At 61.8% G+C, this 13,067-nt stretch carries 16 protein-coding genes; 3 read left to right on the forward strand and 13 right to left on the reverse strand.

Annotated features, from left to right (window positions below):
• Positions 1–22 precede the first annotated feature (22 nt).
• The 8 genes from BUB78_RS12860 to BUB78_RS12895 form a co-directional block, all read right to left on the reverse strand.
• Entirely contained in the window at positions 23–850 is an 828-nt protein-coding gene (locus tag BUB78_RS12860) for a class I SAM-dependent methyltransferase (protein WP_073198524.1), read from the reverse strand.
• 24 nt (positions 851–874) lie between these two features.
• Positions 875–2,197, reverse strand: coding sequence for an NAD(P)-dependent oxidoreductase (locus BUB78_RS12865; RefSeq protein WP_073198618.1), 1,323 nt, complete (start codon positions 2,195–2,197; stop codon positions 875–877).
• Positions 2,198–2,354: 157 nt separating this feature from the next.
• Positions 2,355–3,122, reverse strand: a complete 768-nt coding sequence (locus BUB78_RS12870) for an FCD domain-containing protein (RefSeq protein ID WP_073198621.1) — start codon at positions 3,120–3,122, stop codon at positions 2,355–2,357.
• Between the two features lie 64 nt (positions 3,123–3,186).
• Complete coding sequence (locus BUB78_RS12875) at positions 3,187–3,561, reverse strand: Lin0512 family protein (protein WP_073198526.1); 375 nt, start codon at positions 3,559–3,561, stop codon at positions 3,187–3,189.
• Positions 3,554–3,904, reverse strand: a complete 351-nt coding sequence (locus BUB78_RS12880; RefSeq protein ID WP_073198528.1) for a Lin0512 family protein — start codon at positions 3,902–3,904, stop codon at positions 3,554–3,556. The genes BUB78_RS12875 and BUB78_RS12880 overlap by 8 nt, the downstream gene beginning before the upstream one ends.
• A gap of 3 nt (positions 3,905–3,907) precedes the next feature.
• The gene (gene cobO, locus BUB78_RS12885; protein ID WP_073198530.1) at positions 3,908–4,516 is read right to left on the reverse strand and encodes a cob(I)yrinic acid a,c-diamide adenosyltransferase; all 609 of its coding nucleotides are present in this window, start codon (positions 4,514–4,516) and stop codon (positions 3,908–3,910) included.
• Between the two features lie 18 nt (positions 4,517–4,534).
• Positions 4,535–5,251, reverse strand: a complete 717-nt coding sequence (locus BUB78_RS12890; RefSeq protein WP_073198531.1) for an LrgB family protein — start codon at positions 5,249–5,251, stop codon at positions 4,535–4,537.
• The gene (locus BUB78_RS12895) at positions 5,248–5,676 is read right to left on the reverse strand and encodes a CidA/LrgA family protein (protein ID WP_342742326.1); all 429 of its coding nucleotides are present in this window, start codon (positions 5,674–5,676) and stop codon (positions 5,248–5,250) included. The genes BUB78_RS12890 and BUB78_RS12895 overlap by 4 nt, the downstream gene beginning before the upstream one ends.
• A gap of 59 nt (positions 5,677–5,735) precedes the next feature.
• Between BUB78_RS12895 and BUB78_RS12900 the strand changes: the two genes are divergently transcribed.
• Positions 5,736–6,113 (forward strand): hypothetical protein, encoded by a 378-nt coding sequence (locus tag BUB78_RS12900; RefSeq protein ID WP_245813481.1) that lies wholly within the window; start codon positions 5,736–5,738, stop codon positions 6,111–6,113.
• On the opposite strand, the gene BUB78_RS21190 is transcribed toward BUB78_RS12900, so the two are convergent.
• Both BUB78_RS21190 and cobN read right to left on the reverse strand, forming a co-directional pair.
• Positions 6,110–6,370 (reverse strand): GNAT family N-acetyltransferase, encoded by a 261-nt coding sequence (locus tag BUB78_RS21190; RefSeq protein ID WP_245813483.1) that lies wholly within the window; start codon positions 6,368–6,370, stop codon positions 6,110–6,112. The genes BUB78_RS12900 and BUB78_RS21190 overlap by 4 nt on opposite strands.
• A gap of 273 nt (positions 6,371–6,643) precedes the next feature.
• On the reverse strand, positions 6,644–10,360 hold the full coding sequence (gene cobN, locus BUB78_RS12910) for a cobaltochelatase subunit CobN (protein WP_073198623.1): 3,717 nt from the start codon (positions 10,358–10,360) through the stop codon (positions 6,644–6,646).
• Positions 10,361–10,452: 92 nt separating this feature from the next.
• Between cobN and BUB78_RS20735 the strand changes: the two genes are divergently transcribed.
• The gene (locus tag BUB78_RS20735) at positions 10,453–10,620 is read left to right on the forward strand and encodes a hypothetical protein (RefSeq protein ID WP_170865075.1); all 168 of its coding nucleotides are present in this window, start codon (positions 10,453–10,455) and stop codon (positions 10,618–10,620) included.
• 2 nt (positions 10,621–10,622) lie between these two features.
• Here BUB78_RS20735 and BUB78_RS12920 read toward each other — a convergent pair whose 3' ends face one another.
• Positions 10,623–11,072, reverse strand: coding sequence for a GNAT family N-acetyltransferase (locus BUB78_RS12920; RefSeq protein WP_073198539.1), 450 nt, complete (start codon positions 11,070–11,072; stop codon positions 10,623–10,625).
• Positions 11,069–12,163: a cobalamin biosynthesis protein CobW gene (gene cobW, locus BUB78_RS12925; RefSeq protein ID WP_073198541.1), complete on the reverse strand. Its 1,095-nt coding sequence runs from the start codon at positions 12,161–12,163 to the stop codon at positions 11,069–11,071. The genes BUB78_RS12920 and cobW overlap by 4 nt, the downstream gene beginning before the upstream one ends.
• Before the next feature lie 72 nt (positions 12,164–12,235).
• Between cobW and BUB78_RS12930 the strand changes: the two genes are divergently transcribed.
• Positions 12,236–12,565 carry a DUF1636 family protein gene (locus BUB78_RS12930; protein WP_073198543.1) on the forward strand — a complete coding sequence of 110 codons (330 nt, stop codon included), beginning with the start codon at positions 12,236–12,238 and terminating at the stop codon, positions 12,563–12,565.
• Positions 12,566–12,569: 4 nt separating this feature from the next.
• Here the strand turns inward: BUB78_RS12930 and BUB78_RS12935 are convergent, their stop codons facing one another.
• Positions 12,570–13,067 carry a hypothetical protein gene (locus BUB78_RS12935; protein ID WP_073198545.1) on the reverse strand — a complete coding sequence of 166 codons (498 nt, stop codon included), beginning with the start codon at positions 13,065–13,067 and terminating at the stop codon, positions 12,570–12,572.

Consider the following 13,067-nt stretch of genomic DNA (forward strand, 5'->3'; position numbering starts at 1 on the left):
CTTTCCCTGTTGGGGTTGCCGCTTAGGCGGGCAAGCGAAAGATCATTTCGACGGGTGCGATGTCACCGGCACCCACGGATTTTACCATGTTCCTGATTTTCAATTGTGCGTCCTCGCCCATCAGCAGCCCAAGCCCGACGGGCGGCGGGCTTGCCCCCTGAAGGCTGGCCGAGAGGCGGTCAAAGAAATCGCGGGCGAATGCGCCGCGTTCGCGTTGCGCCACCAAGGTGAGGCCTACCTTGTCTGCGGCCGAAAGATAGGTCTCCGGTGTATCGAGAAACGATGTATCGGCGGAGCTTGCCCAGGGCAGGGGAAATTCCGGATGCACCCCTCCCACCTGCATCACGTCATAGACAACAAAGGTGCCGCCGGGTCTTAGGATGCGCGCCACCTCGGAAAAGAGTTTCGGCTTGTCGGGCAGGTTCATGCCCACGTGGATCAAAGTCGCAACATCAAAGTTCCGGTCGTCAAACGGCATGTCCAGAGCGCTGCCGACCACAAATTCAGGGCTCAGCCCGACCAGCTTTGTCAATCTGCGCGCGGTTTCCACATATTCGGGGGTCAGGTCCAGTCCGGTTACAGTCGCGCCATGGCTGTGGGCCATATGCCGCGCCGGACCACCGATACCAGAGCCGATGTCCAGAACGCGGCTTTGCCGACCAATATCGACCTGCGCCATGAGGTCCCGTGTCGCCTCGATCCCGCCAATATGGAATTCGTCCACCGCCTTCAGATCCTCGGGCGTCAGATTTTTCTCTGATTTACCAAGCTCCGCCAAGCCGGTGATGATCCGGTCATAAAGCCCGCGCTTGCCATAGTGCCGGGCGATATCTGTTTCTGTAAGGCTCATTCCGATGCCCTCGCCAATTGTGGTTTATCCCAGCAGTGTAGCATGAATATCCATCGCCGCATCGCGCCCCTCGGCGACTGCCGTCACGGTAAGGTCATCGCCGCCCGTGGCGCAATCACCGCCCGCCCAGACTCCGGGAACGCTTGTGCGCCCGGCGCCGGTCACGGCGATCTTGCGACCTTCAAGATCGGGCAGGTCGCCACATGCAAGGGACTGGCCGATGGCCTTGAAGACCTGATCAGCGGCAAGGCGAAAGGTCTGGCCGGTCGCGGTCAGCGCGTCATCGGTATATTCAAATTCAACCTCGCGGACCGCCCCGTTGCCATGCACGGCAATCGGGCTGGCATTGGTGATGATCCGCACGCCCTTGGAGGCAGCGAGATCCTGTTCGAAGCGGCTGGCATTCATCCGCTCGCGGCCCCGGCGATAGACAAGGGTAACGTTCAGCGCGCCCAACAGACGGGCCTGTACGGCAGCATCCACCGCCGTCATGCCGCCGCCGATCACCACCACGTCGCGCCCGATGGGCAGGGTGGCAAGATCACTGACCTGTCGCAGCTCGGCGATGAAATCGACCGCGTCGCGCATGCCCACCCTGTCTTCGCCCTCAAGCCCAAGCGCGTTCACGCCACCAAGACCTATGCCAAGAAACACGGCATCATGCGCATCGCGCAGATCACTCAGCAATAGTTCGCGACCCAGCCGTTTGCCGGTCTGCAAAGTGATGTCGCCGATCTGAAGAAGCCAGTCGACCTCGCGCGCAGCGAAATCTTCGGTGGATTTATATGCGGCGATGCCAAATTCGTTCAGGCCGCCGGGTTTGTCGCGGCTGTCATAGAGGGTCACGTCATGGCCATGCATCGCCAAACGGTGCGCACAGGCAAGACCGGCGGGGCCGGCACCAACAACCCCAACCGATTTGCCGGTGGGTGCGGCGCGCACGAACGGATGCGTGCCCTGTGCCATTAGCGTGTCGGTGGCATAGCGCTGCAGGCGGCCGATGAGGACCGGTTTGCCTTCGGCGGCTTCGCGCACACAGGCCTGTTCGCACAGCGTCTCGGTCGGGCAGACACGGGCGCACATGCCGCCAAGGATATTCTGGTCCAGGATGGTCCGCGCCGCAGCTTCGGGCGTGCCGGTGGCGATCTGTCGGATGAAAAGCGGGATGTCGATTTCGGTTGGGCAGGCGGTGATGCAAGGCGCATCGTGGCAGAAATAACAGCGGTCCGCCGCCACAAGCGCCTCGTGGTCATCAAGGGCGGGGTGCAGGTCGGCGAAATTATCAGCAAGCTCTGCGGGATCAAGGCGACCGGCTCGGATGCCGGGGGTCAACGCTGTGTCACTCATGGCGGTCTCCATGGATTGGATGGCTGAGTGCAGTATTCCACGATTTAAAATTTTATCAATTGGTAAAATTTATTCAGACGGCAAAAATCGACCGGTGGCTGCTGAACGGCAGTTTTTTAGTCAGTCAGGGTAACGGCGGAAAGAGCCACTCACCGGGTTAGCGCGATTGCTCGTGTTCGAAACGCTGTCGCGCAATGTTTTCGTTGCGATCGGCCTTTTGCTGATCGGCAAGCGATTTTTCGACATAGTCCAGATGCGCAATCACCGCCGCGCGCGCAGCATCGGGATCACGCGCCTGAATGGCGCTGTTGATGGCGCGGTGTTGATCCAACAATGCGCCACGGGTCGTGCGCTGTTTGAACATGACCTGGCGGTTATAAAACACACCCTCGCGCAACAGCTGGAACATCGAGCGCATCATATGCAGCATCACGACGTTATGGCTGGCCTCGATGATGGCCATGTGAAATTCGGCATCAAGGCGCGCCTCATCGGAGGGGTTGGTCTTTTTATGCGCCGCCTCCATCTTGTCCATCACGGTCTGGATCACCTGAAGATCGGTGTCCGAAGCAAGCCGCGCCGCGCGGCAGGCGGCAAGCCCCTCAAGGTCGCGGCGAAAGGCGATGTAGTCAAAAACCGCCTCGTCGTGATCGGCGAACAGCCGGATCAAGGCGTCGGAGAACGCACTGCCCAGGACGTCGGCCACATAGATGCCGGCCCCGGCGCGGGTGGTCAAAAGCCCCTTGTCCTGCAACTCGGCAACCGCCTCGCGCAACGAGGGGCGCGACACGCCAAGCTTTTCGGCAAGATCACGTTCGGCCGGCAGCCGTTCACCGGGCCGCAGGATACCCTGCAGGATCAGCTTTTCGATTTGCCGGGTGACAGCGGTAGAAAGCTTTTCCGGTGTGACTTTCTGAAATGGCATTTGCGCGACCTTGATCAATTGGTCAGATCATATGACCGCACTTGCCCTGCGGCAAGCCTGTCCTTTAGTCTTGTGGGTCACTCATGCGCCATTTGCCCGCCTGCCCCGGCAAAAAGGCCTCGACGGCGGCGGTGGCGATGACAAGGGTTTCACCGCTTCCGGGATCGGTCACGTTCTGCCCGCCCTTGACCGCCCGCACGCTGGCGCGGCCCCGTGGCAGGCCCTTGGTAAGGGCGTCGGTGTCAAGCTTGTCTGGCTCTTGCACGCCCACGGTCACCGCCACCCGCATTTCGGTATGGGCAATCTCGGTATTGAGGAAAATCGGCAGGGTCGAGTGCCGGATCGCATCCTCGATCGCGCGGGTGGCGGCCTTTTGGTAATCCCTCCCATGCAGGTCATTGCCCATGCCCATCTCGATTATGAACCGCTGATCATCCATGCGCCTTCTCCATATCAAACGAGACCGAAATCGCGGCATTGGCGATCACCGTCGGCTTGCCTGTGGGTCGCGGAATATCAAGCCCGCCATGGCCCACGCTCACGGTGATCTGGCCATAGGGAAAGACCTCGCTCAGGGTGCTGATATCCACCTGATCGGGCTGCTGCACGGCGATTTCCACATCGACAATCATCGCCTCTTTGGGAAAACCGAACAGCTCTGCCATGTTGATCGAATTATGCCACAGGGCATCCTGCAACGCGCGCTTGGCGGCCTGGGTGTAATCCTGACGGCGCAGAGAGCTCCCCATGCCAAATTCAGTCAAAACGCGGGTTTTTGGCATGACTTAAAACTCCACCCCGATCTGCGCCTTGATGCCGGATCGGAAGGGATGCTTGATAAGCTCCATTTCGGTCACAAGATCGGCGATCTCGATCAGTTCGTCCTTGGCGTTGCGCCCGGTCAGAACCACATGCGTCATATGCGGTTTTTCCTCGACCAGAAATTCCACCACCTCGTTGATATCAAGATAATCATAGCGCAGGGCGATGTTGATTTCGTCGAGAAGCACCATCTTGTTGGCCTCGTCGCGGATCAGGTCCTTGGCCTTTTCCCAGGCGGCCTTGGCCATTTCGATATCGCGGTCGCGGTCCTGGGTTTCCCAGGTAAAGCCTTCGCCCATGGTGTGAAACGAGCAGATGTCCTGGAACTTGTCTAGGATCATGTCGCGCTCGCCGGTGCTCATGCCACCCTTGATGAACTGCACCACGGCGCATTGCATGCCATGCGCGATACAGCGAAAAATCATCCCGAAGGCGGCCGAGGATTTGCCCTTGCCCTTGCCGGTATGCACGATGATCAGGCCTTTTTCATCGGTCTTGGTGGCCATAATCTTGTCGCGGGCGGCTTTTTTTTTGGCCATCTTCATTGCGTGGCGGTCGCTGTCGGGGGTCATGGCTCGGCTCCTTGGACGTTAGAGGAATAGGGACAACACATAAGGCGCAATCAGGGCGGTTAGCAAGGCATTGAGGCCCATACCGATGCCCGCAAAGGCGCCTGCGGTCTCGTTCACTTGAAAGGCACGGGCGGTGCCGATGCCATGCGCGCTTACCCCGACGGCAAAGCCGCGTGCGCGCCAGTCGCGGATGCGAAGGGCGTTCATCAGCGGCGTCACGATCACCGCGCCGATAATGCCGGTCAGGATCACGAGGGCGGCGGTCAGAGTGGGCAGGCCGCCAAGTTGCTCGGAAATGCCGATCGCCACCGGCGCGGTGGTGGATTTCGGCGCGAGTGAGGCCAGTTGCGCGCCCTCGACCCCAAGTGCCTGAGCGATCCAGAGCGCCGAGGCGATGGCCGTCACCGAGCCCACAACAAGCGCGCCAAGCATCGGCACAAGCGCGCGGCGCACAAGGTGCAGGTTGCTGTAAAGCGGGCCTGCAAGCGCCACGGTGGCAGGGCCAAGCAGGAAATGCACGAATTGCGCGCCCTCGAAATAGGTCTGATAGGGCGTGCCCGTGCCCCAGAGGATGCCTGCCAAAAGGATCATCGCCACCAGCACCGGGTTGACCAGAGGGTTGCCGTGACTGGCGCGAAAGGCCGCGTCGCCGATGACATAGGCGACCAGCGTGGCGGTCAGCCATAGGAGCGGCTCTTCGCTGAGGTAAGACCAGATTTCGGGCAGCGAGGTCATGGCCGGTCCTCGCGCGATCCGGTCAGCCGGGCGAGGCCCACGAAGGTAAGCGCACCCGCCGCAAGCGCCAGTGCGGTGCTGAGCACAAGCGCCGTCATCATCGCCACACCGCTCTGGCCCAGGGCCTCGGCATGGCTGATCACGCCGACACCGGCGGGCACAAACAAAAGTGACAGATGCGCCAGCAGGCCCTTGGTCGTCTCAAGCATGCGCGCGGCCAGTTTTGGCAGGGTCATGAAGCTGGCCAACAAGAGCGCCATCCCGATCACCGGGCCGGGCACCGGCAGGGCCAAGGCGCGCGACGTCACCTCGCCGACAAGCTGAAAGGCAAGGATGAGGGCAAAGTTGAGAACCATGATCGTGGCTTTCTTGTCCGGAGGTATCCGACCAGCATAGGGCGTGGGAAGGGGAAGAAAAGTGCCCATCTTTCGGCAGGTGCTAAGACCCTGTTAACCATTATGACCGCAGTCTTGGCGCCATGCGAATGATCTTTTGGCTCTTCCTGCCGTTTCTGGCCGCCTGCAACACGCCGGGATATGAATTCCGCGGGATTGATCCAGTGCGCGTGAGCATCGGCAAAAGCACCTTTGATGTGCGCGTTGATGGCACCTATGCCCAGGCGATCCGCATCAACCCCGAATGGGCGCCGCGGTTCGAGGCGGTTGCGCCGCGCGGGGCGATGGCGATGCAGAAGGTCAGCGGCTGCAAGGTGGCGCGGCTTTGGGGCGATCAGGCGGTGATGCTGGCGCGGCTCGATTGCGGGGCTGGCGTGCCGCCTTTGCTGCCGGGGCGTGCTTATGAGTGTGAGCTTGAGCATATCCATGGCGGTTATGGCGATCTGATCTGTTTGCCACGTCTTTAGGGCCCTGCCGCCCCCTTGGCGGGACGCCCACCCACCCACCCCGTCCCGCCAAGGGGGCGGATCATGGTGATGCTGGTCGGGCGACCATATCCGGGATGCGCCGATTCGGCGGTCCGCCGAAAGCCGAGTGCGGTAAAGACGGCGTGGTTTTCCACCAACTCGATCCGGGTTTCCAGCGTCACACTGTTCAGGCCCAGTTGAGCGGCTCGGTGCGACGCGTGGTTGATCAGCGCGCGCGCCAGCCCCGTGCCTTTCACTTTCGACAGCCAGTTTGCCAAGATAGAGCGTGTCGGGCTTTGGGGACAGAATCATGCAGGCGATGGAGCACTGTTGATCCTCAATGGCCCAAATCTCGCTATTTCCGGCCATCTCCCTCAACCCATCAACCGTCAGCCGACTCAATGACGAAGGCGGATCAATCCGCCCCTGCATGTAGGAAAAGCATTGCGTCAGATGGGCATGCAGCGCCGCAAAATCATCGTTCGATCCGTACCTACGCATAGAGCCGTCCTTTCCCGCGACGCCGCCTGTCAGGGCGGGGGAGCACCCCGGCGCGCCGCCTCGATCCGGGTGCGCGCCGAGTTTGAACGCGGCAGCCAGAGCCCCCGATCAATCGACTCGGCCAGCCGTTCAGCCATCTCGCGCAGGGCCGGTGCGTTGTGTTCTGCAATGAACTCCCGCGTGTCATCATCTTCCAGAAAGGCGGCCTCGACCAGATCGAAATGATGCCCGCGCACCGCGCCCGTCGTGGCCGCAAAGGCAAAGAGATAATCCACCGTCGCCGCCATCTCGAAGGCGCCTTTATAGCCGTGGCGCTTGACACCTTCGATCCATTTTGGGTTGACCACCCGGCTGCGTACAACGCGGCCGATCTCATCCTCAAGGGTGCGGATGACCGGGCGTTCGGGGCGGGAATGGTCATTGTGATAGATCGGGCGGTCGCGCCCCTGAAGGGTGCTAACGGCGGCGGCAGCTCCGCCTTCGAATTGGTAATAATCGTCGCTATCAAGGATGTCGTGTTCACGGTTGTCCTGATTTTGCACGATGGCCTCGGTCTGGCGCAGGCGGGTTTCAAACCCCTCGCGGTCACGGCGTCCCTCGTCGGCGCTGCCATAGGCATAGCTGCCCCATTCAAGATAGGCCTCGGCCAGGTCGGATTTGTCGGACCAGAGCCGTTCGTCGATCATCGCCTGAAGCCCGGCGCCATAAGCCCCCGGTTTCGCGCCATAGACCCGCGCCTGCGCTCCTTCTGTTCGCGCGCGGGCCGCCGCCGGATTAAGGTCATCCGGTTCGTCGAGCGCCATAACGGCGCGCGCGGCCGAATCCACAAGGGCGATAAGCTGGGGGAATGCGTCGCGGAAAAAGCCTGAAATGCGCAGGGTGACATCGACACGAGGGCGCCCCAGAACGCCCTGCGGGAGGATTTCAAACCCGGTCACGCGGCGGTTGGCTGCATCCCATTTCGGCTTGACCCCCATGAGGGCAAGCGCCTGCGCGATATCATCGCCGCCGGTGCGCATATTGGCCGTGCCCCAGGCCGTCAAAAGCAGGCTTCGCGGCCAGTCGCCATGAGTCTGCAGGTGCTTTTCTATCAGCAGGTTTGCTGATTTCCACCCCAAGGCCCAGGCGGTCGGTGTCGGTACGGCGCGGCTGTCGACGGAAAAGAAATTGTGCCCGGTTGGAAGGACATCCAGACGTCCCCGCGTGGGTGCGCCGGATGGCGCCGGGGCGACGAACTGCCCTGAAAGGGCGGTGAGAAGGCCCGCCCCTTCGCCCGGCCCACAGGCGCGCAGGGTTGGGCGGACATTGGTCTCGGCATGCTCCAGAACCGCGCGGCTTGCCGCCCCTTGCGGGGGCGTCGCGCCATCCAAAAGCTGCGAGGCCAGCTCTTCGAGCCGCTCAACCGTGTCGCCGTTGCTGCGCCACGCGCCCGGCGCGGCCTCCGCCAGAACCTGCGGCTTTCCCCCTGTCCAGGGCGCGGCCATGTCGCAATCAAGTGGGTCAAAGGCAAGGTCAAGGTCCTTGGCCAAGGCACGAATGATCGAGGCATCGCCGCCCATTGCCTGATTCCGCGGTACCCTGAGCAGCGCCTGCAACAGATCGCGTTCCTGCCGCCCGGTCGGGGATTGGCCGAAAACATGCAAGCCATCGCGAATTTGTGCCTCTTTCAGCTCGCAAAGATAGGCATCGAGCTTGGCGAGATCGCTGTCCTCATCGGCCCCCTGCATGCCAACGTCCTTGTCCAGCCCGGTGGCCGAACTCAGCGTCAGGATTTCGCGACGCAGATGCGCAATGCGGCGCGGATCAATGCCCGCGGCCTCGTAATATTCATCGACCAGGGCCTCGAGATCGCGCAGCGGCCCATAGGTTTCGGCGCGGGTCAGCGGCGGGGTCAGGTGGTCGATGATCACCGCCTGCGCGCGGCGCTTCGCCTGTGTTCCCTCGCCGGGGTCGTTGACAATAAACGGATAGATATGCGGCATCGGCCCAAGCACCGCCTCGGGCCAGCACTCCTGACTCAGCGCAAGCGCCTTGCCGGGCAGCCATTCAAGATTGCCGTGTTTGCCCATATGCACGATGGCATGTGCGCCGAATTGATGGCGCAGCCAGAAATAAAACGCCAGATAGTTGTGCGGCGGCACCAGATCGGGCGAATGATAGGTGTCTGTCGGGTCGATGTTATAGCCGCGCGCTGGCTGCACGCCGACAACGACATTGCCGAATTCCAGAACTGAGAGGCTGAAGTGCCCGCAATCGACCGCGCCGGGGGTGAAGAACGGATCGGCCTCGGGCGCCCCCCATCTGGCCTCGACCGCTTCGCGCAGCGCCCAGGGCAGACGACCATATTCGATCTGGTACTCGGCCATCGAGAGGGTTACGCCGCCCTGTCGCTCGGCGCGGTCGGTCAGCCAATTTGTCGGTCCCGCCATCACCGCCCGCATCAGGGCATCGCTATCCGCCGGGGCATTCGTGACCCGATACCCGGCTTCGGCCAAAAGGCCGAGCGCATGCACGGTGGCGGCAGGCGTATCAAGACCAACGCCATTGGCCAGCCGCCCATCCTTGTTGGGGTAATTGGCGAGAATCAGGGCAACGCGGCGCTCGGGCGCCGGTGCATGGCGCAGTCGTGCCCAGTTCAGCGCGAGCTGTGCCACGAATTCCACCCGATCACCCTGCGCGCGATAGGTGGCGATGGGGCATTCGGTGGCTTCGTCAAAGAAGGCCTCGCCCTTGAAGCTGATGGCGCGGCTCAGGATGCGACCGTCAACTTCGGGCAGGGCGACATTCATAGCGATGTCGCGCCCCGATAGCCCGCTAAGCCCATCGGCCCAGGTCTCTTCGCTGGACCCGGCAAGCACCACTTGAAAGACTGGCGCAGAATTGGCGGCGGGCATGGTGAGCGGATTCATCGGGCTGTCACCGCCAGCATGCGGCGAGCCGACGGCAAAAGAGGTGCAATTCAGGATCACAGACGGCGGGGCCTCGGTGAACAGATACTCAAGCGTGGCGGTCGAAACCGGGTCTTTCAGGGACGCGACGAAAACCGGCAGCGGATTGAGCCCCGCGCGCAGCAGAGATTTGACCAGACGGTTGATCGGATTAAGGCCCGCCCCCTGCACCAGAGCGCGGTAAAAGATGACCGGCACGACGGGTTGATCGTCGCTCCAACTGTCGCGCGCGGCGTCAAGGCCGGCCACGCCTGCGCCGGGCCAATAGACGCCCGCGCGCAAGAGCGGGCTTGCCGCGGCGGGTTTCTCACAGTGCTCGATCATCGACCTGGCGTAACTTAGAAAATTCGTCGAATTTTCTGGGCCGCCTTCGACCAGATAGGCCCAGAGGGCATCATAGTCCTCATCAGCCACCGTCGAGAGGCCGCGCAAATCCGCGTCGGGTTTGTCATCACCGGGCAAGAGCGCAAGCGGCACGCCCGCCTCGTGACAGCGCGCGGCAAATTGTTCGGCGCCGTATTTCCAATAGCCGGTGCCGCCCAGGACCCGCGCAATCACCAGCCGCGATTTGGTGGCGCAATTGTCCAGGTGCAAATCGACCGACATCGGGTGTTGCAGATGGGTGAGATTGGCCAGCCGCAAACTCGGCGGATCAGCCATTTCGCCGCGCGCCCCACTGAGCGCCGCAAGCTCTGTATCGGCGGCAGAGACAAAGACGACATCGGCCGGACTTTGGCCCAGATCGACGGGTTCTGTGCCATCATCAATGGCTCCGGGGGTGGCTGCAAGAAGGTGCATCAGGCGGTTCCAGCTTGATTGAGGGGGCAGATTGCGGCAATAGACCTGCAACGGCTGCGAATGGAGTGGCCTCTGGCCGAAAGGGCAAGATCATGGAAAAGAACAAAGCGCTTGGCGCCGCCAAAAAAGGCAACAGAACCCCCCGCCACAAAGAGCACAATCAGCCCGGTGGTCCGAAAAACCCCTTTGGCAATCGCCCAACCAAGGAAGAGCTGATTGCCAAGCTGAAAGAGCAGGCGGAAAAGAACAAATCCGAATAGGCTCATAGGGCCTTTTCCATAAAAATCGACGATGGCGCCTCGGGATAGGCGCCGAACGGGCCGCATGTGACATAGCCGTGGCGCGCATAGAGCCTGTGCGCGGCATAGAGCACATTGCCGGTTTCAAGCCGCAAGATCGGCAATTCAAGCGCGCGGGCCTCGTCTTCGATCTGGCGCAGGATCGCATCCGCCACGCCTTTGCCGCGCGCGGCCTCATCCACGAACATGGATTTCACCTCGCCGTACCCGTCCTTGAGGGCAAGCGCGCCGGTGCCGACGATCCTGCCATCAATCCGTGCGGTAAAGAACCGGATGTCGTCGGTGCAAAGCTCTTCAATATCGAGGAAAAAGTTATCCTCGGGCGGGAAAAGCGATTGCATCAACGCGTGGCTGGCCCGCAAAAGCGCGCTTGCCTCCGGGTCTTTCGGGCTGGTGGGCGCGACGATGATCATGCACAGAGCGCGGCTTCGATGGCGGCGCGGTCAAGTCCGGCCTGACCGATCACCACAAGCCGGGTTTCACGCGGCGCTGTGCCAAACGGCTGATCGAAATAGGTGTCGACGCGCGGCCCAACGGCTTGCAATGTCAGGCGCATCGGCTTGCCGGTGACGGCGGCAAAGCCCTTGAGGCGCAGGATGTCATGGGCGCGGATCACATCAGCGACCTGAGCCGCAAATCCCGCAGGATCGGCGATTTCGCTCCGGCTGACAACAAAGCTTTCAAAGGCGTCGTGGTCATGGTCGTGATGATGGCGGTCGTGATCATGATCGTCGTCATCGTGGTGATCGTCGTCGTGGTCATCGTCATGATCGTGGTGATGATGGTGAAGCTCATGGCGGCTTTCCATATCGCCCTCGGCACCGATGCCCTGACCCAGGAGCACGTCAATCGGCAAGGCGCCCATGGTCGATGTGACCACCTGAACGCCATCGCGGCTGTCGCTGCGAAGGCGGGTCACAAGGGCCGTCATTTCACCCGCATCCAGAAGATCGGATTTGTTGATTACGATCATATCGGCACAGGCCATCTGATCCTCGAACAGCTCGGAGAGCGGCGTTTCGTGGTCAAGGTTCTCGTCAAGCTTGCGCTGTGCATCCACGGCGGCGACGTCATGGGCAAAGCGGCCTTCGGTGACGGCCTTGCCATCAACCACGGTGACCACGCCGTCGACGGTGACTCGGGTCGAGATTTCGGGCCAGTTGAAGGCGCGCACAAGCGGTTGCGGCAGGGCCAGCCCGCTGGTCTCGATCACGATGTGATCGGGCGCATTTTCGCGATCCAGCAGCTTTTGCATGGTCGGGATGAAATCCTCGGCGACGGTGCAACAGATACAGCCATTGCTGAGCTCCATCACGTCATCCTCGGCGCAGCCCTCGATGCCACAGCCCTTGAGGATATCGCCATCAACCCCAAGATCACCGAATTCGTTGATGATCAGGGCGATACGCCGACCGCCTGCGTTCTGCAGCATGTGGCGGATGAGCGTGGTCTTGCCGGCACCCAGAAAGCCGGTCACGACGGTGGCGGGGATTTTTGCGGACATAATCAAAAGCTCCTTGAAAGGCTTGCGTTGGGGCGGGCAACCGGCCTAATCCCGGAACAAAGGGGATCGGCGATGATGCACCGGATTGTGGTTTGTTCTACATGTGATGGCACGGATGGTAAAAGCTTTGCTGCGGCCTTGCGCGCGGCCTTGGCCGAGCGCGCCATGGCCTTCGAGGTGCAGGACCACGAGTGCATGTCAAATTGCGGACGCCCGTTGAGTGTTGCGTTCTCGGCGCCGGGCAAGGCGACGTATCTTTTCGGCGATATCGACACGACCCGCGATCTGGCCGACACATTGGCCTTTGCGACGCTGTATGCGGGTTGCGCCGATGGCTGGATCGAGGATGCGCGCGCCGCCGGGCGGCTGCGCCATTGTCTTGTGGGGCGTGTCCCGGCCTGAGGGGTCATTCGATCACAAGCTCGGCATGGGCCTCGATCGGGCTGCCCTGATCGGCAAGCTGGCTGTGGTCATTGGCATTCAGGGTCACGCGGATATCGTGGCGCCCCGGCGGCAGCGCATCAAGCTGAAACCACGGCCCGTAGGTACGCGCGATCTTCATGCCGTTGAGGTAGATATGCGCATGGCCCTGGCCCGGCACATGTGGGCCATTCACCGCCTCGGGGGCAAAGGTGAAATGGGAGATCTCGATATGCAGGTTGCGGCTTTGCGGCCCGTCGGGGTGCAGGCTTAGCCTGATCTGTGGCGCGGGGCTGGTCACATCGGTCAGTTTGGAATGATCCGGGCCGTCGGCGCCATGATCATGGGCAGTGTGATCATGCAAGGCGTCAACCTCGGCGTGGTCGTGCCCGGTAAGCTCGGCGCCGGTGGTGGCGGCCAGAAGAAAGCCGAAGCCGACGCCGAAAAACAGCCCGATCAGCAGGAAGGCAAAGGTTTTGGGCAT

The sequence above is a fragment of the Roseovarius marisflavi genome (assembly GCF_900142625.1).
Lineage (GTDB): Bacteria > Pseudomonadota > Alphaproteobacteria > Rhodobacterales > Rhodobacteraceae > Roseovarius > Roseovarius marisflavi.